This window comes from Kineococcus gurbantunggutensis (assembly GCF_050871925.1).
GTDB lineage: Bacteria > Actinomycetota > Actinomycetes > Actinomycetales > Kineococcaceae > Kineococcus.
This window is the reverse complement of record NZ_JBJLSG010000007.1, coordinates 1-22,694: the sequence shown is the minus strand read 5'-3', so window position 1 is coordinate 22,694 and position 22,694 is coordinate 1. Positions and strand designations below refer to the sequence as shown.

The 22,694-nt window shown below is 69.7% G+C and carries 26 protein-coding genes; all 26 read right to left on the bottom strand.

Going from position 1 to position 22,694, the window contains the following annotated elements; all coding sequences use genetic code 11:
- Positions 1–2 precede the first annotated feature (2 nt).
- Positions 3–380, bottom strand: coding sequence for a 50S ribosomal protein L18 (gene rplR, locus ACRYR7_RS02170; protein ID WP_432570454.1), 378 nt, complete (start codon positions 378–380; stop codon positions 3–5).
- A 2-nt stretch (positions 381–382) separates the two neighbouring features.
- On the bottom strand, positions 383–922 hold the full coding sequence (rplF, locus tag ACRYR7_RS02165) for a 50S ribosomal protein L6 (protein ID WP_432570417.1): 540 nt from the start codon (positions 920–922) through the stop codon (positions 383–385).
- 13 nt (positions 923–935) lie between these two features.
- A complete protein-coding gene (rpsH, locus tag ACRYR7_RS02160) occupies positions 936–1,334 on the bottom strand; it encodes a 30S ribosomal protein S8 (RefSeq protein WP_166609813.1) in 399 nt (132 codons plus the stop codon).
- A gap of 82 nt (positions 1,335–1,416) precedes the next feature.
- A complete protein-coding gene (locus ACRYR7_RS02155; RefSeq protein WP_369055792.1) occupies positions 1,417–1,602 on the bottom strand; it encodes a type Z 30S ribosomal protein S14 in 186 nt (61 codons plus the stop codon).
- Positions 1,603–1,604: 2 nt separating this feature from the next.
- Positions 1,605–2,174: a 50S ribosomal protein L5 gene (gene rplE, locus ACRYR7_RS02150; protein WP_432570416.1), complete on the bottom strand. Its 570-nt coding sequence runs from the start codon at positions 2,172–2,174 to the stop codon at positions 1,605–1,607.
- Positions 2,174–2,545, bottom strand: coding sequence for a 50S ribosomal protein L24 (rplX, locus tag ACRYR7_RS02145; protein ID WP_432570415.1), 372 nt, complete (start codon positions 2,543–2,545; stop codon positions 2,174–2,176). Before rplX ends, rplE begins: the two co-directional genes overlap by 1 nt.
- A gap of 2 nt (positions 2,546–2,547) precedes the next feature.
- Positions 2,548–2,919 (bottom strand): 50S ribosomal protein L14, encoded by a 372-nt coding sequence (gene rplN, locus ACRYR7_RS02140; RefSeq protein ID WP_242126750.1) that lies wholly within the window; start codon positions 2,917–2,919, stop codon positions 2,548–2,550.
- Positions 2,920–3,028: 109 nt separating this feature from the next.
- Entirely contained in the window at positions 3,029–3,313 is a 285-nt protein-coding gene (gene rpsQ / locus ACRYR7_RS02135; protein ID WP_432570414.1) for a 30S ribosomal protein S17, read from the bottom strand.
- Positions 3,310–3,558, bottom strand: a complete 249-nt coding sequence (gene rpmC / locus ACRYR7_RS02130; RefSeq protein ID WP_432483605.1) for a 50S ribosomal protein L29 — start codon at positions 3,556–3,558, stop codon at positions 3,310–3,312. Before rpmC ends, rpsQ begins: the two co-directional genes overlap by 4 nt.
- Complete coding sequence (rplP, locus tag ACRYR7_RS02125) at positions 3,558–3,974, bottom strand: 50S ribosomal protein L16 (RefSeq protein WP_242126754.1); 417 nt, start codon at positions 3,972–3,974, stop codon at positions 3,558–3,560. Before rplP ends, rpmC begins: the two co-directional genes overlap by 1 nt.
- A gap of 3 nt (positions 3,975–3,977) precedes the next feature.
- Entirely contained in the window at positions 3,978–4,832 is an 855-nt protein-coding gene (rpsC, locus tag ACRYR7_RS02120; protein WP_432570413.1) for a 30S ribosomal protein S3, read from the bottom strand.
- Positions 4,832–5,212 (bottom strand): 50S ribosomal protein L22, encoded by a 381-nt coding sequence (rplV, locus tag ACRYR7_RS02115; RefSeq protein WP_432570412.1) that lies wholly within the window; start codon positions 5,210–5,212, stop codon positions 4,832–4,834. Before rplV ends, rpsC begins: the two co-directional genes overlap by 1 nt.
- A gap of 52 nt (positions 5,213–5,264) precedes the next feature.
- On the bottom strand, positions 5,265–5,546 hold the full coding sequence (gene rpsS / locus ACRYR7_RS02110) for a 30S ribosomal protein S19 (RefSeq protein WP_432570411.1): 282 nt from the start codon (positions 5,544–5,546) through the stop codon (positions 5,265–5,267).
- 18 nt (positions 5,547–5,564) lie between these two features.
- Positions 5,565–6,401, bottom strand: coding sequence for a 50S ribosomal protein L2 (rplB, locus tag ACRYR7_RS02105; protein WP_432483613.1), 837 nt, complete (start codon positions 6,399–6,401; stop codon positions 5,565–5,567).
- A 54-nt stretch (positions 6,402–6,455) separates the two neighbouring features.
- Positions 6,456–6,767 carry a 50S ribosomal protein L23 gene (gene rplW / locus ACRYR7_RS02100; protein ID WP_432570410.1) on the bottom strand — a complete coding sequence of 104 codons (312 nt, stop codon included), beginning with the start codon at positions 6,765–6,767 and terminating at the stop codon, positions 6,456–6,458.
- Complete coding sequence (gene rplD, locus ACRYR7_RS02095; RefSeq protein WP_432570409.1) at positions 6,764–7,459, bottom strand: 50S ribosomal protein L4; 696 nt, start codon at positions 7,457–7,459, stop codon at positions 6,764–6,766. Before rplD ends, rplW begins: the two co-directional genes overlap by 4 nt.
- 4 nt (positions 7,460–7,463) lie before the next feature.
- On the bottom strand, positions 7,464–8,123 hold the full coding sequence (gene rplC, locus ACRYR7_RS02090; RefSeq protein ID WP_432570408.1) for a 50S ribosomal protein L3: 660 nt from the start codon (positions 8,121–8,123) through the stop codon (positions 7,464–7,466).
- A gap of 13 nt (positions 8,124–8,136) precedes the next feature.
- On the bottom strand, positions 8,137–8,445 hold the full coding sequence (rpsJ, locus tag ACRYR7_RS02085; protein WP_012084982.1) for a 30S ribosomal protein S10: 309 nt from the start codon (positions 8,443–8,445) through the stop codon (positions 8,137–8,139).
- A 439-nt stretch (positions 8,446–8,884) separates the two neighbouring features.
- Entirely contained in the window at positions 8,885–10,078 is a 1,194-nt protein-coding gene (gene tuf / locus ACRYR7_RS02080; protein WP_432570407.1) for an elongation factor Tu, read from the bottom strand.
- 129 nt (positions 10,079–10,207) lie between these two features.
- On the bottom strand, positions 10,208–12,310 hold the full coding sequence (gene fusA, locus ACRYR7_RS02075; protein WP_432570406.1) for an elongation factor G: 2,103 nt from the start codon (positions 12,308–12,310) through the stop codon (positions 10,208–10,210).
- Positions 12,311–12,366: 56 nt separating this feature from the next.
- Positions 12,367–12,837 (bottom strand): 30S ribosomal protein S7, encoded by a 471-nt coding sequence (gene rpsG / locus ACRYR7_RS02070; RefSeq protein WP_432570405.1) that lies wholly within the window; start codon positions 12,835–12,837, stop codon positions 12,367–12,369.
- Positions 12,837–13,211: a 30S ribosomal protein S12 gene (gene rpsL, locus ACRYR7_RS02065; RefSeq protein WP_012084987.1), complete on the bottom strand. Its 375-nt coding sequence runs from the start codon at positions 13,209–13,211 to the stop codon at positions 12,837–12,839. Before rpsL ends, rpsG begins: the two co-directional genes overlap by 1 nt.
- Positions 13,212–13,526: 315 nt before the next feature.
- Positions 13,527–17,408: a DNA-directed RNA polymerase subunit beta' gene (locus ACRYR7_RS02060; RefSeq protein WP_432570404.1), complete on the bottom strand. Its 3,882-nt coding sequence runs from the start codon at positions 17,406–17,408 to the stop codon at positions 13,527–13,529.
- 106 nt (positions 17,409–17,514) lie between these two features.
- Complete coding sequence (gene rpoB / locus ACRYR7_RS02055; protein ID WP_432570403.1) at positions 17,515–21,000, bottom strand: DNA-directed RNA polymerase subunit beta; 3,486 nt, start codon at positions 20,998–21,000, stop codon at positions 17,515–17,517.
- A 382-nt stretch (positions 21,001–21,382) separates the two neighbouring features.
- Entirely contained in the window at positions 21,383–21,772 is a 390-nt protein-coding gene (rplL, locus tag ACRYR7_RS02050) for a 50S ribosomal protein L7/L12 (RefSeq protein ID WP_432570402.1), read from the bottom strand.
- 73 nt (positions 21,773–21,845) lie between these two features.
- Complete coding sequence (gene rplJ / locus ACRYR7_RS02045) at positions 21,846–22,418, bottom strand: 50S ribosomal protein L10 (RefSeq protein ID WP_432570401.1); 573 nt, start codon at positions 22,416–22,418, stop codon at positions 21,846–21,848.
- Between the last annotated feature and the right edge of the window lie 276 nt (positions 22,419–22,694).

Sequence of the window (22,694 nt, the reverse complement as noted above, 5' to 3'; positions counted from 1 at the left end):
CATCACAGGGCGAGACCAGCCTCGCGGGCGCCGTCGGCGATCGCCGCGACGCGACCGGCGTAGCGGTTGCCGCCGCGGTCGAAGACCACGGCCTCGATGCCGGCCGCCTTGGCCCGCTCGCCGACGAGGACGCCGACGGCCTTCGCCTTGGCCGACTTGTCGTCGCCGCTGGCGCGCAGGTCCGTCTCCATGGTCGAGGCCGACACGAGGGTGTGACCCGCCGCGTCGTCGATGACCTGCACGAAGACGTGCCGGGTGGACCGGGTGACGACCAGGCGCGGACGCGCGGCGGTGCCGACGACCTTCTTGCGCACGCGGGTGTGGCGGCGCTTGAGGGCGGCGGACTTGCCCTTCTGGGTGCGCTGGGTGGAGAGAGCCATCGTCACTTACCAGCCTTTCCGACCTTGCGGCGGATCTGCTCGCCGGCGTAGCGCACGCCCTTGCCCTTGTACGGGTCGGGCTTGCGGAGCTTGCGGATGTTCGCAGCGACCTCGCCGACCTGCTGCTTGTCGATGCCGGCCACCGAGAAGCGGGTGTTGTTCTCGACCGCGAAGGTGATGCCCTCGGGGGCCTTGACGACGACCGGGTGGCTGAAGCCGAGCGCGAACTCGAGGTCCGTGCCCCTCGGCGTCACGCGGTAGCCGGTGCCGACGATCTCGAGGCGCTTCTCGTAGCCCTGCGTCACGCCCTGGACCATGTTGGCCAGCAGCGTGCGGGTCAGCCCGTGCAGCGCGCGCGAGGTGCGCTCGTCGTTGGGGCGGGTCACCTGCAGGGTGCCCTCGTCCGTCCGCTCCACCGCGATGGGCGAGGCGACGGTGTGCGTCAGCGAACCCTTGGGGCCCTTGACCGTGACGGCGGAGCCGTCGATGGTCACGTCCACGCCCGCGGGGACGGTGATCGGGAGTCGACCGATGCGCGACATGAGTCCTCCTCCCTCACCAGACGTAGGCGAGGACTTCCCCGCCCACGCCCTTCTTGTTGGCCTGCTTGTCGGTCAGCAGCCCCGAGGACGTGGACAGGATCGCCACGCCGAGGCCACCGAGCACGCGGGGCAGGTTGGTCGACTTCGCGTACACCCGCAGACCGGGCTTGCTCACGCGGCGCAGGCCGGCGATCGCACGCTCGCGGTTGGGGCCGAACTTCAGGTTCAGCGTGAGCTTCTTGCCGACCTCGGCGTCCTCGACAGTCCACGAGGCGATGTAGCCCTCGGCCTGGAGGATCTCGGCGATGTGCGACTTGAGCTTGCTGTACGGCATGGAGACGGTGTCGTGGTACGCCGAGTTGGCGTTCCGCAGACGCGTCAGCATGTCCGCGATGGGGTCGGTCATCGTCATCGGGCTCGTCCGCCCTTCCTCGCCGGGGTTTCCGCACCGCGGGGCGCGGTGCGGACCTTCGGCGTCGTCGTGATGTTGGAGGTCACCAGCTGCTCTTGGTCACACCGGGCAGCTCGCCGCGGTGCGCCATCTCCCGCAGGCAGATGCGGCAGATGCCGAACTTGCGGAACACCGCGTGCGGCCGGCCGCAGCGCTGGCAACGGGTGTAGGCGCGAACAGCGAACTTGGGCTTGCGCGCGGCCTTGGTAACGAGAGCGGTCTTCGCCACTGTCAGTTCTCCCTGAAGGGGAAGCCCAGCGCACGGAGCAGCGCGCGGCCCTCCTCGTCGGTCTTGGCGGTCGTCACGACCGTGATGTCCATGCCGCGGACGCGGTCGATCTTGTCCTGGTCGATCTCGTGGAACATGGACTGCTCGTTGAGGCCGAAGGTGTAGTTGCCGTTGCCGTCGAACTGCTTGGGCGACAGCCCGCGGAAGTCGCGGATGCGCGGCAGCGCCAGCGACACGAGGCGGTCCAGGAACTCCCACATCCGGTCGCCGCGCAGCGTGGTGTGCGCACCGATCGGCATGCCCTCGCGGAGCTTGAACTGGGCGATGGACTTGCGGGCCTTGGTGACCTGCGGCTTCTGGCCGGTGATCACGGTCAGGTCGCGCACGGCGCCGTCGATCAGCTTGGAGTCGCGGGCGGCCTCGCCGACACCCATGTTGACCACGACCTTGACCAGGCCGGGGATCAGCATGACGTTCGCGTAGCCGAACTGCTCGTTCAGCTGGCCCTTGATCTCGTCGCGGTAGCGCTGCTTCAGGCGGGGCAGCGCGCGGGTCTCGGTCTCAGTAGTCATCAGATGTCCTTGCCGGAGCGCTTGGCGACGCGGATCCGGTTGGTCTTGGTCCGCCCGTCGCGCTCGACCTGCTCGGTGCGGATGCCCACGCGGGTCGGCTTGCCCGACTCGGGGTCCACCAGCTGCACGTTGCTGATGTGGATCGGGGCCTCGCGGACCTCGATGCCGCCGGCGACACCCGGACGGGCCTTGGTGTGGCGCTTGATCTGGTTGACGCCCTCGACCAGCACGCGCTCGGTGTCGGCGAAGACCTCCAGGACCTTGCCCTGCTTGCCGAGGTCCGAGGTCTTGGTGCCGTCCTCGTTGCGACGCCCGCGGACGCGGGTGACGACCTGGACGAGGTCACCCTTCTTGATGCGGATCTTCCCCATGGTCAGAGCACCTCCGGAGCCAGCGAGATGATCCTCATGAACTTCTTCTCGCGCAGCTCGCGACCGACGGGCCCGAAGATGCGGGTCCCGCGCGGGTCGCCGCCGTCGGCGCGGAGGATCACGGCGGCGTTCTCGTCGAAGCGGATGTAGGAACCGTCGGCGCGGCGACGCTCCTTCTTGGTGCGGACGATCACGGCCTTGACCACGTCGCCCTTCTTCACGTTGCCACCGGGGATCGCGTCCTTGACCGTGGCCACGATCACGTCACCGATGCCCGCGTAGCGGCGGCCGGAGCCACCGAGCACGCGGATGCACAGGATCTCCTTGGCACCCGTGTTGTCGGCGACCTTGAGCCGCGACTCCTGCTGGATCACTCTCTACTCCTTCGTCGCGCCGGTTCTCGGCGCCCCACCCGGGGGCGCCGAGCCTGGCCGAACGGACATGGGGTACGGGGGGCGGTGCGCACCGGCGCTCCGCCCGAGGTCACTTGGCGCGCTCGAGGACCTCGACCACGCGCCAGCGCTTGGTCGCCGACAGCGGACGGGTCTCGGCGATCAGGACGAGGTCGCCCACGCCGGCCGTCGAGGCCTCGTCGTGCGCCTTGACCTTGGTGGTGCGGCGGATGACCTTCGCGTAGAGCGGGTGCTTCACGCGGTCCTCGACCTCGACCACGACGGTCTTCTGCATCTTGTCGCTGACGACGTAGCCGCGGCGGGTCTTGCGGTAGCCGCGCTCGCTCGTCGTGGCGGCGGCGGTCTGCTCGCTCACTCCGCAGCCTCCTTCGTGATCGGCGCCTCGGTGATGCCGAGCTCGCGCTCGCGCATCGTGGTGTAGATGCGGGAGATGTCCCGCTTGACGGCCCGGAGGCGGGAGTTGTTCTCCAGCTGCCCGGTCGCGGACTGGAAGCGCAGGTTGAACAGCTCTTCCTTGGCCTTCTTGAGCTCGTCGACCAGCTTGGCGTCGTCGAACTCGCGCAGCTCGTCGGGGCTCAGACCCTTGGTCCCGATGGCCATCACTCACCACCCTCGCGGCGCACGATCTTGCACTTCACCGGCAGCTTGTGGATGGCGCGGGTGAGCGCCTCCGAAGCGACCTTCTCGTTGGGGAACGACAGCTCGAACATGACCCTTCCCGGCTTCACGTTCGCGATCCACCACTCCGGGGAGCCCTTGCCGGAACCCATGCGGGTCTCGGCCGGCTTCTTCGTCAGCGGCCGGTCCGGGTAGATGTTGATCCAGACCTTGCCGCCACGACGGATGTGGCGGGTGATGGCGATACGGGCCGACTCGATCTGCCGGTTGGTCACGTAGCCGCCCTCGACGGCCATGATCCCGTACTCGCCGAACGTGACGCGGGTGCCACCGCTGGCCGCACCGCGCCGCGTGGGGTGGTGCTGCTTGCGGTGCTTGACTCGCCGTGGGATGAGCACGACTCAGGCCTCCGTTCCGTTGGTGCCCTTGCCGGTGACCGGCTGGGCCGCCGCAGTGCCGGTGGGAGCAGCGCCGGCGGCCGCGGCCTCGGCCACGGGGGCGCCGGTGCTCTCCTGCTGGGTCGGACGGCGACGGCCGCGACCCTCGCCACCGCGGTCGCTGCGCTCGTTGCGGCGGGGGGCGCGCGGGGCGGCCGCCTGCGACTGCGCGAGCTCACGGCTGGTGACGTCACCGTGGTAGATCCAGACCTTCACGCCGATGCGGCCGAAGGTGGTGCGGGCCTCGTAGAACCCGTAGTCGATGTTCGCGCGCAGCGTGTGCAGCGGCACGCGACCCTCGCGGTAGAACTCCGAGCGGCTCATCTCGGCGCCGCCCAGGCGGCCGGCGCACTGCACGCGGATGCCCTTGGCGCCGGAGCGCAGGGACGTCTGCATGCCCTTGCGCATGGCGCGGCGGAAGGACACGCGGCTGGCGAGCTGCTCGGCGATGCCCTGGGCCACGAGCTGGGCGTCCACCTCGGGGTTCTTGACCTCGAGGATGTTCAGCTGCACCTGCTTGCCGGTGAGCTTCTCCAGCTCACCGCGGATGCGGTCGGCCTCCGCGCCGCGACGGCCGATGACGATGCCCGGCCGGGCGGTGTGGATGTCGACGCGCACGCGGTCGCGGGTGCGCTCGATCTCGACCTTGGAGATGCCGGCGCGCTCCATGCCCTTGGACATGAGGCGGCGGATCGCGACGTCCTCCTTGACGTAGTCGGCGTAGCGCTGACCCGTCTTGGTGGAGTCCGCGAACCAGCGGCTCTTGTGGTCGGTGGTGATGCCCAGTCGGAACCCGTGCGGGTTGACCTTCTGTCCCACTAGCGGGTCCTCCTCGTCTTCTTGGCGCCGGGCTCGGCCGGCGCGACGACCACCGTGATGTGGCTGGTGCGCTTCAGGATGCGTCCCGCGCGGCCCTGGGCGCGGGGACGGAAGCGCTTCATCGTGGGGCCTTCGTCGACGTGGATGGCCTTCACCACGTAGTCGTTCGGGTCGAACGCCTCAGAGTGCTTGTCCGCGAGGAACTTCGCGTTCGCGATGGCGCTCTCGACGAGCTTGCGCACCGGCTCGGCCGCCGTCTGCGGGGCGAACGAGAGCACGGCGACGGCCTCGGTGGCCTGCTTGCCCCGGACGAGGTCGACGACTCGGCGCGCCTTCTGGGGCGTGACGCGGAGGTACCGCGTCTGCGCCTTGGCTTCCATCCCTGTCCTGCCTTCTTGTGTCAGTCTGTGACGTCGTGGCGCTGAGCGGAGCTCAGCGGCGACGACCCTTGCGGTCGTCCTTCTCGTGGCCCTTGAACGTGCGCGTGGGCGCGAACTCGCCGAGCTTGTGCCCCACCATCGCCTCGGTGACGAAGACGGGGACGTGCTTGCGGCCGTCGTGCACCGCGAACGTGTGGCCCAGGAAGTCCGGCGTGATGACGGAACGGCGGGACCAGGTCCGGATGACGTTGTGCGTACCGGCCTCGTTCTGAGTGTCCACCTTCTTCTGAAGGTGGTCGTCGACGAACGGGCCCTTCTTCAAGCTGCGAGGCATGGTGGCCTGGACTCCCTATCAGCGCTTCTTGCCGGTGCGGCGGCGACGGACGATGAGCTTGTCGCTCTCCTTGCCCGGACGCCGCGTGCGGCCCTCAGGCTGACCCCAGGGGCTGACGGGGTGACGGCCACCGGACGTCTTGCCCTCACCACCACCGTGCGGGTGGTCGATCGGGTTCATGGCCACACCGCGGACGGTCGGGCGCTTGCCCTTCCAGCGCATGCGGCCGGCCTTGCCCCAGTTGATGTTCGACTGCTCGGCGTTGCCGACCTCGCCGATCGTGGCGCGGCAGCGCACGTCGACGTTGCGGATCTCGCCGGAGGGCATGCGCAGCTGCGCGAAGCGGCCCTCGCGGGCCACCAGCTGCACGCTGGCGCCGGCCGAGCGGGCGATCTTGGCGCCGCCGCCGGGGCGGAGCTCGATCGCGTGGATCACGGTGCCGACCGGGATGTTGCGCAGCGGCAGGTTGTTGCCGGGCTTGATGTCGGCCGTGGGGCCGTTCTCGATGCGGTCGCCCTGCTTCAGGCGGGTCGGCGCGATGATGTAGCGCTTCTCGCCGTCCACGTAGTGCAGCAGCGCGATGCGCGCGGTGCGGTTGGGGTCGTACTCGATGTGCGCGACCTTCGCCGGCACGCCGTCCTTGTCGTCACGACGGAAGTCGATGACGCGGTAGGCGCGCTTGTGGCCGCCACCGATGTGGCGGGTCGTGATGCGCCCGGTCGAGTTGCGGCCACCGGACTTGGTCAGCGGGCGGACGAGCGACTTCTCCGGCTCGCTCCGCGTGACCTCGACGAAGTCGGCGACGGACGAGCCGCGGCGGCCCGGCGTCGTCGGCTTGTACTTGCGGATTCCCATTGCGTCGTTCCTCGGGTTCGAAGGTGTCTACGGCAGTCGTGCGAGCCCTGGGGCTCAGGCGACCGAGCCGCCGAAGATGTCGATCGTGCCCTCGCGCAACGTCACGATGGCCCGCTTGGTGTCCTTGCGCTTCCCGGTGCCGACCCGGGTGCGCCGGCTCTTGCCCTGCCGGTTGATGGTGTTGACCGCGGAGACCTTCACGCCGAACACCTTCTCGACCGCGACCTTGATCTCGGTCTTGTTCGCGCCGGGGTCCACGATGAACGTGTACTTGCCCTCGTCGATGAGCCCGTAGCTCTTCTCCGAGACGACCGGGGCGATGAGGATGTCGCGCGGGTCCTTCTGGGTTCCGCCGAGCGCGCTCACAGGGTGCTCCCTTCCGACTCCGCAGCCACCGCGGTCGCGCTGGGGCCCTTCGGGGGCCCCGCGACGAAGGCGTCGAGCGCCGCGCGGGTGAAGACGACGTCGTCGCTCTTGACCACGTCGTAGGTGTTCAGCTGGTCGGCGGGCAGCACGTGCACGCCGGCGATGTTGCGCAGGCTCTTGGCCGAGACCTGGTCGTCGCGGGTGAGCACGACCAGGACGTTCTTGCGGCCCGAGATCGAGGACAGCAGCTTGACGGCGGTCTTGGTCGAGGGCGCCTCGCCCACGGCCAGGCCCTCCACCACGTGCAGGCGCTCGTGGCGCACCCGGTCGGAGAGGGCGCCGCGCAGGGCGGCGGCCTTCATCTTCTTGGGGGTCCGCTGCGAGTAGTCGCGCGGCTGCGGGCCGTGGACGGTGCCACCGCCGGTGAACTGCGGGGCGCGGATCGAGCCCTGGCGGGCGCGGCCGGTGCCCTTCTGCTTGTAGGGCTTCTTGCCACCGCCGCTGACGTCGCCGCGGGTCTTCGTCGCGTGCGTGCCCTGGCGCGCGGCGGCCAGCTGGGCCGTCACGACCTGGTGGATCAGCGCGACGTTCACCTGGCGGCCGAAGTCCGCCGCGGGCAGTTCGACGGTGCCGTTGGTGCCGCCGTCCGCGGTGCGCAGCGGGACGGTGATGGCCTCAGTCGTCGTGGTCATCTGCTCAGGCCTCCTTCACGCGCGCCTTGGCGGCGGTCTTGACGAGCACGAGGCCGCCGCGGGGGCCGGGGACGGCGCCCGTGATGAGCAGCAGCCCCTTCTCCGCGTCGACGGCGTGCACGGTCAGGTTCTGGGTCGTCTGGCGCGCGGCACCCATGCGGCCGGCCATGCGCATGCCCTTGAAGACGCGGCCCGGGGTGGCGCAGCCGCCGATCGAACCGGGCTTGCGGTGGTTGCGGTGCGCACCGTGGGAGGCGCTCACACCGGCGAAGCCGTGGCGCTTCATGACACCGGCGGTGCCCTTGCCCTTGGTGGTGCCGACCACGTCGACGGTCGCGCCGGCGTCGAAGACCTCGGCCGTGACCTCCTGGCCGGGCTCGTAGGACGCGGCGTCCGTGGTGCGCAGCTCGACCAGGTGGCGGCGCGGGGCCACGGCGGCCTTGGCGAAGTGCCCGGCGGCCGGCTTGTTGGCCTTGCGCTGCGGGATCGCCGTCGTGGCGAGCTGGACGGCCTCGTAGCCGTCGGTGGTAGTGGTGCGGACCTGGGTCACGACGTTGGGCTCGACCTTGACCACCGTGACGGGCACGAGGCGGTTGGCCTCGTCCCACAGCTGGGTCATGCCGAGCTTGGTGCCGAGCACCCCTCGCACTTGCCTGTCGCTCATCGTGTGCAGTCCCTCAGAGCTTGATCTCGATGTCGACACCGGCCGGGAGGTCGAGACGCATCAGCGAGTCGACGGTCTTCGGCGTGGGGTCGATGATGTCGATGAGGCGCTTGTGCGTGCGCATCTCGAAGTGCTCGCGGCTGTCCTTGTACTTGTGCGGCGAGCGGATCACGCAGTAGACGTTCTTCTCGGTCGGCAGCGGCACGGGCCCGGCGACGGAAGCGCCGGTCCGGGTCACCGTGTCGACGATCTTGCGCGCCGAGCTGTCGATGACCTCGTGGTCGTAGGCCTTGAGCCTGATGCGGATCTTCTGTCCCGCCATGGCGTCGTCTGACTCTCTCTCTTCGTACCGCTACTGACTCGCGCGCGGCGCGGAGCCCCGCCTGGGGCTCCGACCCCCGAGGTCGGGCGTGTCGTGCTCTCGCACGTTCTGCACCCTCGCCCGGTTGCCCGGTGTGGTCCCTAGCCGTGGTCGCCCACGGCGGTCTTCCTGTTCAGGTTGACCGTCCGCCGCCCGTACGAGACGTTCGACGTTCGCGGCCGCCGGCCGCCAGGCGGTGTGAAGACCCGCGGCGGCACAGCAACCCCGACAGTCTGCCAGACCGGACCCCGCCTTGGCGAATCGAGCCGCGCAGCGGAGGGCTGACGGGGCACCGCCGGCGGCGGCGCCCCTCACGACGGAGGGGCGGGCCCAGGTGGACCCGCCCCTCCGCGCAGGGAACGACCCGGCGGGGGTGCTCGCGCTCCCCCGCCGGCTCAGCTCACTTGATGATCTTCGTGACCCGACCGGCGCCGACGGTGCGGCCACCCTCGCGGATCGCGAACTTCAGGCCCTCTTCCATCGCGATGGGCTGGATGAGGTCGACCTTCATCTCGGTGTTGTCGCCGGGCATGACCATCTCGGTGCCCTCGGGCAGCGAGACGACGCCGGTGACGTCGGTCGTCCGGAAGTAGAACTGCGGACGGTAGTTGTTGTAGAAGGGCGTGTGACGGCCACCCTCGTCCTTGGACAGGATGTAGGCCTGGCCCTCGAACTCGGTGTGCGGCGTGATGCTGGAGGGCTTCACGACGACCTGACCGCGCTCGACGTCGTCACGCTTCATACCGCGCAGCAGCAGGGCGGCGTTGTCGCCGGCCTGGCCGGTGTCCAGCATCTTGTTGAACATCTCGATGCTGGTCACGGTGGTCTTGGCGGAGGTCGGCTTGATGCCGACGACCTCGACCTCCTCGTTGACCTTGAGGACGCCGCGCTCGATGCGCCCGGTCACGACGGTGCCGCGGCCGGTGATGGTGAAGACGTCCTCGATGGGCATGAGGAAGGGCTGGTCGATCGCGCGCTGGGGCTCGGGGATCGCGGTGTCGACCGCGTCCATGAGCTCCATGAGCTTCTCGCCCCACTCGGCGTCGCCCTCGAGGGCCTTCAGCGCGGAGACGCGCACGACCGGCACGTCGTCGCCCGGGAACTCGTAGGACGAGAGGAGCTCGCGCACCTCCATCTCGACGAGCTCGAGGAGCTCCTCGTCCTCCACCATGTCGGCCTTGTTCAGCGCGACGACGATGTAGGGGACGCCGACCTGGCGGGCCAGGATGACGTGCTCCTTGGTCTGCGGCATCGGGCCGTCGGTGGCCGCGACCACCAGGATGGCGCCGTCCATCTGCGCCGCACCGGTGATCATGTTCTTGATGTAGTCCGCGTGACCCGGGCAGTCGACGTGCGCGTAGTGGCGCGCCTCGGTCTGGTACTCGACGTGCGCGATCGAGATCGTGATGCCGCGCTGACGCTCCTCGGGAGCCTTGTCGATCTGGTCGAAGGCCGAGGCCTTGTTCAGCTCCGGGTACTTGTCGTGCAGCACGCGGGTGATCGCCGCAGTCAGCGTCGTCTTCCCGTGGTCGATGTGACCGATCGTGCCGATGTTGACGTGCGGCTTAGTCCGCTCGAACTTCGCCTTCGCCACTGGGGGTCCTCCTCGGACTGTCGCTTCTTCCCCGACCCGTGGATCGGTCGGGTGGGTGGGTGGCCGGCCTGCTGGCGACCGGCGTGGTGCCGGCGGGAGGTGTGGACCTCCCGCCGGCTCCCGGGGCGCCTACTCCCCGCGGACCTTCTTCACGATCTCCTCGGCGACGTTCCGCGGAACCTCGGCGTAGTTGGAGAACTGCATCGTGTAGACCGCGCGGCCCTGGGTCTTGGACCGCAGGTCGCCGACGTAGCCGAACATCTCCGACAGCGGGACCGTGGCCTTGACGACCTTGGCGCCGCTGACGTCCTCCATGGACTCGATCTGCCCACGGCGGGAGTTCAGGTCGCCGATGACGTCGCCCATGTAGTCGGCGGGCGTGCGCACCTCGACGGCCATGACGGGCTCGAGCAGGACCGGGTCGGCGCGCTTGACGGCCTCCTTGAGGACCATCGAGCCCGCGATCTTGAAGGCCATCTCGGAGGAGTCGACGTCGTGCGCCGCACCGTCGAGCAGGCTGGCCTTGATGCCGACCAGCGGGTAGCCCGCCACGACGCCGAGCTGCATGGCGTCCTGGATGCCGGCGTCCACGGAGGGGATGTACTCGCGCGGGACGCGGCCACCGGTGACCTTGTTCTCGAACTCGTAGAACTCCCCGTCCGAGGTGTCCAGCGGCTCGATGGTCACCTGGACCTTCGCGTACTGGCCGGACCCACCCGTCTGCTTCTTGTGGGTGTAGTCCATCTTCTCGACCGCGCGGCGGATGGTCTCGCGGTAGGCGACCTGCGGCTTGCCGACGTTCGCCTCGACCTTGAACTCGCGCTTCATGCGGTCGACGAGGATGTCGAGGTGGAGCTCGCCCATCCCCTTGATGATCGTCTGGCCGGTCTCCTGGTCCAGCTCGACCTGGAAGGTCGGGTCCTCCTCGGCCAGGCGCTGGATCGCGGTGCCCAGCTTCTCCTGGTCGCCCTTCGTCTTGGGCTCGATGGCCACCGAGATGACGGGCTCGGGGAAGGTCATCGACTCCAGCACGACCTGCTGCGCCGGGTCGGACAGCGTGTCGCCGGTGGTCGTCTCCTTGAGGCCGATCATCGCGTAGATGTGGCCCGCGCGGGCCTCGTCGACCGGGTTCTCCTTGTTGGAGTGCATCTGGAAGAGCTTCCCGATGCGCTCCTTCTTGCCCTTGGTCGAGTTGACGACCTGCGAGCCGGCGGCGATGCGCCCGGAGTACACGCGGACGTAGGTCAGCTTCCCGAAGAACGGGTGCGCGGCGACCTTGAACGCCAGGCCCGAGAAGGGCTCCTCGGCGTCCGGCTTGCGGATGATCTCCACCGACTCGTCGCCGACCTTGTGGCCCACCATCGGCTTCACGTCGAGGGGGGACGGCAGGTAGTCGATGACCGCGTCGAGCATGGGCTGCACGCCCTTGTTCTTGAACGCGGAGCCGCAGAAGACCGGGTAGAGCTCGGAGGCCACGGTCAGCTGGCGGACCGCGCCCTTGATCTCCTCCTCGGTCAGCTCCTCGCCGCCGAGGTACTTCTCCAGCAGCGCCTCGTCGGTCTCCGCGACGCGCTCGACGAGCGCCTGGCGGTACTCCGCCGCCTGCTCGGCGAGGTCGGCCGGGATCTCCTCGACGGTGTAGTCCGCGCCCATCTGCACGTCGCCGTGCCAGGTCAGCGCCTTCATGCGGACCAGGTCGACGACACCCGCGAAGGTGTTCTCCGCCCCGATCGGGAGCTGCATGACCAGGGGCTCGGCGCCCAGGCGGTCCTTGATGGTGCCGACGGTGAAGAAGAAGTCCGCGCCCAGCTTGTCCATCTTGTTGACGAAGCAGATGCGGGGGACGTCGTACTTGTCCGCCTGCCGCCACACCGTCTCGGACTGGGGCTCGACGCCCTCCTTGCCGTCGAAGACGGCGACAGCACCGTCCAGGACGCGCAGCGACCGCTCGACCTCGACCGTGAAGTCGACGTGGCCGGGCGTGTCGATGATGTTGATCTGGTTGCCCTCCCAGAAGCAGGTGGTGGCGGCGGAGGTGATGGTGATCCCCCGCTCCTGCTCCTGCTCCATCCAGTCCATCGTCGCCGCGCCGTCGTGGACCTCGCCGATCTTGTAGTTGATCCCCGTGTAGAAGAGGATCCGCTCGGTCGTCGTGGTCTTGCCGGCGTCGATGTGGGCCATGATGCCGATGTTGCGGACCTTGGTCAGGTCCGTCAGCACGTCCTGTGCCACGGTTTACTGCCTCTTCCCTGGGATCGAGGGGGTGAGTCGGCGAAGCACCGCTGGGATCACCAGCGGTAGTGCGCGAAGGCCCGGTTCGACTCGGCCATCTTGTGGGTGTCCTCGCGGCGCTTCACCGCGGCGCCGAGGCCGTTCGAGGCGTCGAGGATCTCGTTGAGCAGGCGCTCGGTCATCGTCTTCTCGCGGCGCTGGCGCGCGTAGCCGACCAGCCAGCGCAGGGCCAGGGTCGTCGAGCGGCTGGGGCGCACCTCGATCGGCACCTGGTAGGTCGAGCCGCCGACGCGGCGGGAGCGCACCTCGAGGGCCGGCTTGACGTTGTCCAGGGCGCGCTTGAGCACGACCACCGGGTCGCCGCCGGTCTTGGCGCGGGCGCCCTCGAGAGCGCCGTAGACGATGGCCTCCGCGACGGACTTCTTGCCGTCCAGGAGGATCTTGTTGACGAGCTGCGTCACCAGCGGGGACTGGTAGACGGGGTCCACCACGAGGGGACGCTTGGGGGCGGGGCCCTTGCGCGGCATCAGCTCTTCTCCTTCTTCGCGCCGTAGCGGCTGCGCGCCTGCTTGCGGTTCTTCACGCCCTGCGTGTCGAGGGAACCGCGGACGATCTTGTAGCGGACGCCGGGGAGGTCCTTCACCCGGCCGCCGCGGACCAGGACCATCGAGTGCTCCTGGAGGTTGTGGCCCACGCCGGGGATGTACGCGGTGACCTCGATGCCGCTGGTGAGCTTCACGCGGGCGACCTTGCGCAGCGCGGAGTTCGGCTTCTTCGGGGTGGTCGTGTACACGCGCGTGCACACGCCGCGGCGCTGAGGGCTGCCCTTCAGGGCGGGCGTCTTGGTCTTGACGACCTTGTCCTCCCGGCCCTTGCGGACCAGCTGCTGGATGGTGGGCACCCTGTCTCCGTCTGTCGATCTCGTTCGTCGGCTGTACTGCTCGGGACGCGCTGCTCGTCGTGAGCCTGCGCACGACTCCCCGCCGACCCACGAGGTCGGGCGTGTCGTTCGGTCGAGGACCCGAGCTGGTGACGTCCTGTCACCTGATCGCGGGCACGCTCGTGTCAAGCGCACACGAGCCTACCCGCCGCAAATCAGGGGGTCAAAACGAGCTCCCCCACGGCACGGTCGGGACTGCGGGGCCGCCGGTGCGGGGCCCCGCCGGGCACCGCCCGCCCCCGCGCTCGCGGCGCGGGGGCGGGCGGTGCGGCGGCCTCAGCGGTAGTCGCTGCTGCCGTAGTCGAACTCCTCCAGCGGGACCGCCTGGCCGGAGCCCACGCCGAACTGCGCGTAGTCGACCTCGTCGTAGCCGGGCACGGAGTACATCTGCGCCTTGGCCTCCTCGGTCGGCTCCACCCGGATGTTGCGGTAGCGGGGCAGCCCCGTGCCGGCCGGGATGAGCTTGCCGATGATGACGTTCTCCTTGAGGCCCAGGAGCGGGTCGCTCTTGCCCTCCATCGCGGCGTTGGTCAGCACGCGCGTCGTCTCCTGGAAGGAGGCCGCGGACAGCCACGAGTCCGTCGCGAGCGACGCCTTCGTGATGCCCATCAGCTCCGGGCGGCCGGAGGCCGGCTGCCCGCCCTCCGCCATGACCCGGCGGTTCTCCTCCTCGAAGCGCGCGCGCTCGGCCAGCTCGCCGGGCAGGAGCTCGGAGCCGTTCTGCTCGATGATCGTCACCCGCTTGAGCATCTGGCGGACGATGACCTCGATGTGCTTGTCGTGGATCGACACGCCCTGGGAGCGGTAGACCTCCTGCACCTCGTCGACCAGGTGCATCTGCACCCGGCGCGGGCCGAGGATGCGCAGGATCTGCTTGGGGTCGACCGCGCCCTGGACGAGCTTCTGCCCGACCTCGACGTGCTGGCCGTCCTCCACCAGCAGGCGCTGGCGGCGGGTGACCGGGTAGGCCACCTCCTCCGCGCCGTCGTCGGGGGTGACGACGATCGAGCGGCCCTTGTCGGTCTCGTCCACGCGGACCCGGCCGGCCACCTCGGTGATCGGCGCGTTGCCCTTGGGGGTGCGGGCCTCGAACAGCTCGACCACGCGCGGCAGGCCGTGCGTGATGTCGCCGGACTCCGAGGCCGCACCACCGGTGTGGAAGGTGCGCATCGTCAGCTGCGTGCCGGGCTCGCCGATCGACTGGGCCGCGACGATGCCGACGGCCTCGCCGATGTCGACGAGCTTGCCGCTGGCCAGCGAGCGGCCGTAGCAGCGGGCGCAGGTGCCGACCCGGGACTCGCAGGTGAGCACCGAGCGGACCTTCACCGACTCCACGCCGCGGCGGACGAGCTCGTCGATGACGACGTCGCCGAGGTCGGCGCCGGCGGCCAGCGCCACCTCGCCGTCGGCCACCACGTCGGTGGCCAGCGTGCGGGCGTAGACGCTCGTCTCGACGTCGTCGTGGCGGCGCAGCGAGCCGTCGGCGTTGCGCTCGGCGATCGGCATCTCCAGGCCGCGGCGGGTGCCGCAGTCGTCCTCGCGCACGATGACGTCCTGGGAGACGTCGACGAGGCGGCGGGTGAGGTAGCCGGAGTCGGCGGTGCGCAGCGCGGTGTCCGCCAGGCCCTTGCGGGCGCCGTGCGTGGTGATGAAGAACTCACCCACGGTCAGGCCCTCGCGGAACGAGGCCTTGACCGGGCGGGGGATGATCTCGCCCTTCGGGTTCGCCATCAGACCGCGCATGCCGGCGAGCTGGCGCATCTGCATCCAGTTGCCTCGCGCACCCGAGCTCACCATGCGGTGGATCGTGTTGTGCGTCGGCATCGCCTGCTCGAGGTCCCGGGCCACGTCGTTCGTGGCCTGGGTCCAGATCTCGATGAGCTCCTGACGGCGCTCGTCGTCGGTGATCAGGCCGCGCTCGTACTGCTGCTGGACCTTCTCGGCCTTGGCCTCGTAGGTCTCCAGGATCGCCTGCTTGTTGGGCGGGGTGATCACGTCGGAGATCGCCACGGTGGTGCCCGAGCGGGTGGCCCAGTGGAAGCCGGCCTCCTTCAGGGCGTCCAGCGTCGCCGCCACCTGGACCTTCGGGTAGCGCTCGGCCAGGTCGTTGACGATGGCCGACAGCCGCTTCTTGTCCACGACCGCGTTGACGTACTCGTAGTCCACCGGCAGCGCCTCGTTGAACAGCGCGCGGCCCAGGGTGGTGTCGACGAGCAGGTCGTCGCCGGCCTGCCAGCCCTCGGGCAGGGCCATGTCCGGCGTCGGGACGACGCCCGACAGGCGGATGCGGACCTTGGCGTTGAGGTTCATCTGCTTGGCGTCGAAGGCCATGATCGCCTCGGCGAGCGAGGAGAACTGCCGGCCCTCGCCGTCCACGTCGTCCCGGTCCGCCGTCAGGTGGTACAGGCCGATGATCATGTCCTGGGTGGGCATGGTCACCGGACGGCCGTCCGCCGGCTTGAGGATGTTGTTGGACGAGAGCATGAGGATGCGGGCCTCGGCCTGCGCCTCCGCGCTCAGCGGCACGTGCACGGCCATCTGGTCGCCGTCGAAGTCCGCGTTGAAGGCGGTGCAGACGAGCGGGTGGATCTGGATGGCCTTGCCCTCGACCAGCTGCGGCTCGAAGGCCTGGATGCCCAGGCGGTGCAGCGTGGGCGCGCGGTTGAGCAGCACCGGGTGCTCGGTGATGACCTCGGACAGGACGTCCCAGACCACCGGGCGGGCGCGCTCGACCATGCGCTTGGCCGACTTGATGTTCTGCGCGTGGCTCAGGTCCACCAGGCGCTTCATGACGAAGGGCTTGAAGAGCTCCAGCGCCATCTGCTTGGGCAGGCCGCACTGGTGCAGCTTCAGCTGCGGGCCGACGACGATGACCGAGCGGCCCGAGTAGTCCACGCGCTTGCCGAGCAGGTTCTGGCGGAACCGGCCCTGCTTGCCCTTGAGCATGTCGGACAGCGACTTCAGCGGGCGGTTGCCCGGGCCCGTCACCGGCCGGCCGCGGCGGCCGTTGTCGAACAGCGCGTCGACGGCCTCCTGCAGCATGCGCTTCTCGTTGTTGACGATGATCTCGGGCGCGCCGAGGTCCAGGAGCCGCTTGAGGCGGTTGTTGCGGTTGATCACCCGGCGGTACAGGTCGTTCAGGTCGGAGGTCGCGAACCGGCCGCCGTCCAGCTGCACCATCGGGCGCAGGTCCGGCGGGATGACCGGCACGCAGTCCAGGACCATGCCCTCGGGCGAGTTGCGCGTGGTCAGGAACGCCGAGACGACCTTCAGGCGCTTGAGGGCGCGGGTCTTGCGCTGGCCCTTGCCGGTGGCGATGGTCTCGCGCAGCGACTCGGCCTCGGCCTCCAGGTCGAAGCTCTGCAGGCGCTTCTGCAGGGCCGCCGCGCCCATGCCGCCCTCGAAGTACATGCCGAAGCGCTCGCGCATGGCGCGGTAGAGCACCTCGTCGCCCTCGAGGTCCTGGACCTTGAGGTTGCGGAAGCGGTCCCACACCGCGGTCAGGCGGTCGATCTCGGCGTCGGCGCGACGGCGGATCTGCGCCATCTCGCGCTCGGCCGACTCGCGCACCTTGCGGCGCACGTCCGACTTCGCGCCCTCGGCCTCGAGCTCGGCGAGGTCCTGCTCCAGGGTCTTGGCGCGGGCGTCCACGTCGGCGTCGCGACGGTTCTCCACCTCGCGCTTCTCGACCTCGATCTGCGCCTCGAGCGAGGAGTGGTCGCGCTGGCGGCCCTCCTCGTCGACCCACGTGATCATGTAGGCGGCGAAGTAGATGACCTTCTCGAGGTCCTTGGGCGCCAGGTCCAGCAGGTAGCCCAGGCGGCTCGGGACGCCCTTGAAGTACCAGATGTGCGTGACGGGCGCGGCCAGCTCGATGTGGCCCATCCGCTCACGACGCACCTTGGCGCGCGTGACCTCCACGCCGCAGCGCTCGCAGATGATGCCCTTGAAGCGCACGCGCTTGTACTTGCCGCAGTAGCACTCCCAGTCCCGGGTGGGACCGAAGATCTTCTCGCAGAAGAGCCCGTCCTTCTCCGGCTTCAGGGTGCGGTAGTTGATGGTCTCCGGCTTCTTGACCTCACCGTGCGACCACGTGCGGATGTCGTCCGCGGTGGCAAGCCCGATGCGCAGCTCGTCGAAGAAGTTGACGTCGAGCAACGTGATCTTCCTTCTGTCGTGTCCTGAGGTCTGACTCATCCGTGGGACTCAGAGGTCCCGTTGGCCGGCGGCGGCGGGCCGGGGGTCCTCCCCCGGCCCGCACCCGTCAGACCTCTTCGACGCTGCTCGGCTCGCGCCGAGCCAGGTCGATGCCCAGCTCCTCGGCCGCCCGGAAGACGTCCTCGTCGCTGTCGCGCATCTCGATGGCCATGCCGTCGGAGGACAGGACCTCCACGTTCAGGCAGAGCGACTGCATCTCCTTGATGAGCACCTTGAAGGACTCGGGGATGCCCGGCTCGGGGATGTTCTCGCCCTTGACGATCGCCTCGTAGACCTTCACGCGGCCCAGGACGTCGTCGGACTTGATCGTCAGCAGCTCCTGCAGGGCGTAGGCGGCGCCGTAGGCCTCCAGGGCCCAGACCTCCATCTCGCCGAAGCGCTGACCGCCGAACTGCGCCTTACCACCGAGCGGCTGCTGGGTGATCATCGAGTACGGGCCGGTCGAGCGCGCGTGGATCTTGTCGTCGACCAGGTGGTGCAGCTTCAGGATGTACATGTAGCCGACCGAGACCGGGTCCGGGAACGGCTCGCCGGAGCGGCCGTCGAACAGCCGCGCCTTGCCGTCGCCCTGCACCAGGCGGTCGCCGTCGCGGGTCGGGGTCGTCGAGCTGAGCAGCCCGGTGATCTCCTCCTCGCGCGCACCGTCGAAGACGGGCGAGGCGATGCGCGAGCCGGCCGGGGCCTGGCGGATCTCCTCGGGGATCAGCTCGGCCCAGTCCGGCGCGCCCTCGATCTGCCAGCCGCGCGAGGCGATCCAGCCCAGGTGCAGCTCCAGGACCTGCCCGACGTTCATCCGGCTCGGCACGCCGAGCGGGTTGAGGATGACGTCGACCGGGGTGCCGTCCTCGAGGAACGGCATGTCCTCCACGGGCAGGATCTTGGAGATGACGCCCTTGTTGCCGTGGCGGCCGGCGAGCTTGTCGCCGTCGGTGATCTTGCGCTTGTTGGCGACGTAGACGCGGACCAGCTGGTTCACGCCCGGGGGCAGCTCGTCGCCCTCCTCGCGGTCGAAGACCTTCACGCCGATGACCGTGCCGGTCTCGCCGTGGGGCACCTTCAGCGAGGTGTCGCGCACCTCGCGCGCCTTCTCGCCGAAGATCGCGCGCAGCAGGCGCTCCTCGGGGGTCAGCTCGGTCTCGCCCTTGGGCGTGACCTTGCCGACGAGCAGGTCGCCGTCGCGGACCTCGGCGCCGATGCGGATGATGCCGCGCTCGTCGAGGTCGGCCAGCACGTCCTCCGCGACGTTGGGGATGTCGCGGGTGATCTCCTCCGGCCCCAGCTTGGTGTCGCGGGCGTCGACCTCGTGCTCCTCGATGTGGATCGAGGACAGGACGTCGTCCTGCACGAGGCGCTGCGACAGGATGATCGCGTCCTCGTAGTTGTGGCCCTCCCACGGCATGAACGCCACGAGGAGGTTGCGGCCCAGGGCCATCTCGCCACCGTCGGTGGAGGGGCCGTCGGCCAGCACGGTGCCGACCTCGACGCGGTCGCCCTCGCCGATGACCACGCGCTGGTTGTACGCGGTGCCGTGGTTGGAGCGGCGGAACTTGGCCACCCGGTAGGTGGTCGTGGTGCCGTCGTCGTTGCTGACGGTCACCAGGTCCGCGGACACCTCGGTCGCCACGCCGGCCTTCTCGGCCACGATGACGTCACCGGCGTCGACCGCGGCGCGGAACTCCATGCCGGTGCCGACCAGCGGCGCCTCGGTCTTGACCAGCGGCACCGCCTGGCGCTGCATGTTCGAGCCCATGAGCGCGCGGTTGGCGTCGTCGTGCTCGAGGAACGGGATCATCGCGGTGGCGACGGAGACCATCTGCCGCGCGGCGACGTCCATGTAGTCGACCTCGGAGCGCTGCACGAACTCCGTCTCGCCGCCCTTGGCGCGCACCAGGACGCGGGCCTCGGCGAAGGTGCCGTCCGGGTTCAGCGGGGCGTTCGCCTGCGCGATGACGAAGGCGTCCTCCTCGTCGGCGGTGAGGTACTCGACCTCGTCCGAGACGACGCCGTCGACGATCTTGCGGTACGGCGTCTCGATGAAGCCGAACGGGTTGATGCGCCCGTAGGACGACAGCGAGCCGATCAGGCCGATGTTCGGGCCCTCGGGGGTCTCGATCGGGCACATGCGGCCGTAGTGCGACGGGTGGACGTCGCGGACCTCCATGCCGGCGCGGTCGCGGGCCAGGCCGCCGGGGCCCAGCGCCGACAGGCGGCGCTTGTGGGTCAGGCCCGCCAGCGGGTTGGTCTGGTCCATGAACTGCGACAGCTGGCTCGTCCCGAAGAACTCCTTGATGGAGGCCACGACGGGGCGGATGTTGATCAGGGTCTGCGGCGTGATCGCCTCGACGTCCTGGGTCGTCATGCGCTCGCGCACGACGCGCTCCATCCGGGACAGGCCGGTGCGGACCTGGTTCTGGATGAGCTCGCCGACGCTGCGCAGGCGGCGGTTGCCGAAGTGGTCGATGTCGTCGACCTCGACCCGCACGTCCACCGGCTGGCCGTTCTTCACGCCCGGCATGGTGGTCTCGCCGGCGTGCAGCTTCACCAGGAACTTGATGGCGCGCACGATGTCGTCGACGGAGAGGACGCTGCTGGTCAGCGGCTCCTCCATCCCCAGCTTCTTGTTGACCTTGTAGCGGCCGACCTTGGCCAGGTCGTAGCGCTTGGGGTTGAAGTAGAGGTTGTCCAGCAGGTTGCGCGCGGCCTCCTGCGTGGGCGGCTCGCCCGGGCGCAGCTTGCGGTAGATGTCCAGCAGCGCGTCCTCGACGCCGGAGGTGTGGTCCTTCTCCAGCGTGGCGATCATGGGCTCGTAGTCCGCGAACTCCTCGCGGATCTGCGACTCGCTCCAGCCCAGGGCCTTGAGCAGGACGGTGACCGACTGCTTGCGCTTGCGGTCGATGCGCACGCCGACCGTGTCGCGCTTGTCGATCTCGAACTCGAGCCAGGCGCCGCGCGAGGGGATGACCTTGGCGGTCCAGGTGTCGCGGTCGGAGGTCTTGTCCGGCACGCGCTCGAAGTAGACGCCCGGGGAGCGGACCAGCTGCGAGACGACGACGCGCTCGGTGCCGTTGATCACGAAGGTGCCGCGGTCGGTCATGAGCGGGAAGTCGCCCATGAAGACCGTCTGGCTCTTGATCTCGCCGGTGTTGCCGTTGATGAACTCGGCGGTGACGAAGAGCGGAGCGGCGTAGGTGAGGTCGCGCTCCTTGCAGTCGTCCAGCGAGTACTTGGGCGGCTCGAAGCGGTGGTCGCGGAACGACAGCGACATGGAGCCCGAGAAGTCCTCGATCGGGGAGATCTCCTCGAAGATCTCCTCCAGGCCGGAGGTCATCGGGACGTCCAGACCGCCCTCGCGGGAGGCGGCGACGCGGTCCTGCCAGCGCTTGTTGCCGAGCAGCCAGTCGAAGCTGTCGGTCTGCAGCGCCAGGAGGTCGGGGACCTCCAGCGGCTCGCGGATCTTGCCGAAGGAGTACCGTCCGGAGACGGTCAGAGCAGAGCTGTTGCCTGGTGCGGACGCTGTGCGCGAGGCGGCCAAGAGGGGTCCTTCCACGGGCCTGCGAACGTGACACGCGCTGACCTGCCCCGCTCGGTCGTCCCACTGGTCGACGACCGGCCATATGACTGAAGGCAGCGCAAAACAGCAAGGTACCCCGTGAAGGCGCGACTGTCCAGCCCCTCACGGGGCGCAGCCGACGCCGGCGCTCGCGCCCGGGCGACGACGGTGTCGCGGGAGGCGGAACGTGATGACAACCGCTGACGAGGATGCTGCCCCGCCGCCTCCGCGTCAAGGCGATCCGCCCGACCTGGGGACGGCGTGTCGCGCCGCGCCCGCCCCCGGACGCGGAGAGGGGCGGCCGGACGCGTGTCCGGCCGCCCCTCTCGGCGGTGTCCCGGGCCCTCTCAGGCCCGGGAGGGGGTCACTTGAGGGTGACGGTGGCGCCGGCGCCCTCGAGGGCGGCCTTGGCCTTCTCCGCGGCCTCCTTGTTGACCTTCTCGAGGACGGGCTTGGGGGCGCCGTCGACGAGGTCCTTGGCCTCCTTCAGGCCGAGGGAGGTCAGCGCGCGGACCTCCTTGATGACGCCGATCTTCTTGTCGCCGGCGGCCTCGAGGATGACGTCGAACTCGTCCTTCTCCTCCTCGGCCGGGGCGGCGGCAGCGCCACCGGCGCCGCCGGCGGCGGCCACGGCCACGGGGGCGGCGGCGGTGACGTCGAAGGTCTCCTCGAACTTCTTCACGAAGTCGGAGAGCTCGATGAGGGTGAGCTCCTTGAACGCGTCGAGCAGCTCGTCGGTGCTGAGCTTCGCCATGGTGGCGGTCCTTCCTAGTGGTGGGGGATCCCGCGGTTCACTGCGGGAGGCGGTGCGGTGCGGTGCGGGACGCTCAGGCGTCCACGGTCTCGGCCTCGGGGGCCTCGGCCGGCGCAGCGTCTGCGGGGGCGCCCGCAGCCTGCTTCTCCCGCAGCGCTTCCACGGTGCGGACGGTCTTCGACAGCGGCGCCTGGAACAGGGCCGCGGCCTTGGCCTGGGACGCCTTGAGGACGCCCGCGACCTTCGCGAGGAGGACCTCGCGCGACTCCAGGTCCGCCAGCGCGGTGACGTCGGCGGCGCTGATCGCGCGGCCTTCGAGCACACCGCTCTTGACGACCAGCTGGGGGTTGGTCCTGGCGAAGTCACGCAGGCCCTTGGCCGCCTCCACCGGGTCACCGGTGATGAAGGCGATCGCGGACGGGCCGGACAGCTGGCCCTCGAAGGCCGTGACACCGGCCTCCTTCGCCGCGATGCTGGCGAGCGTGTTCTTCAGGACCGCGTAGGTCGTGTCAGGACCCAGCGAACGGCGCAGCTCGGTGAGCTGCGACACGGTCAACCCCCGGTACTCGGTGAGCACCGCAGCGTTGGACTCCTGGAACAGCGCCGTGATCTCCTTCACGGCAGCGACCTTCTCCGCCTTCGCCATGCGTGCCCTCCCTTCCTCGTCTCGGGGGCCGGTCGGGGCCCGAACGCGCGAAACGCCCCGGCGCAGGAGCGCGGGGCGTCGGACCGGGGCCTCGGGAGGACCTGGAGGGAGCTCTCACACCTGCGCTGGTCGCCCGGGATCGGGACCTTCTGCCACCCCTCCGAGCGGAGCGGGCGGCGACCGGCGGTCTTCGGTACGGGTCAAGCCTACACGCCGTGAGCAGGTGCTGCCGACCACGGCGGGCGCGTGCGGCACCCCCGGGCGCCGGCGGGCGCC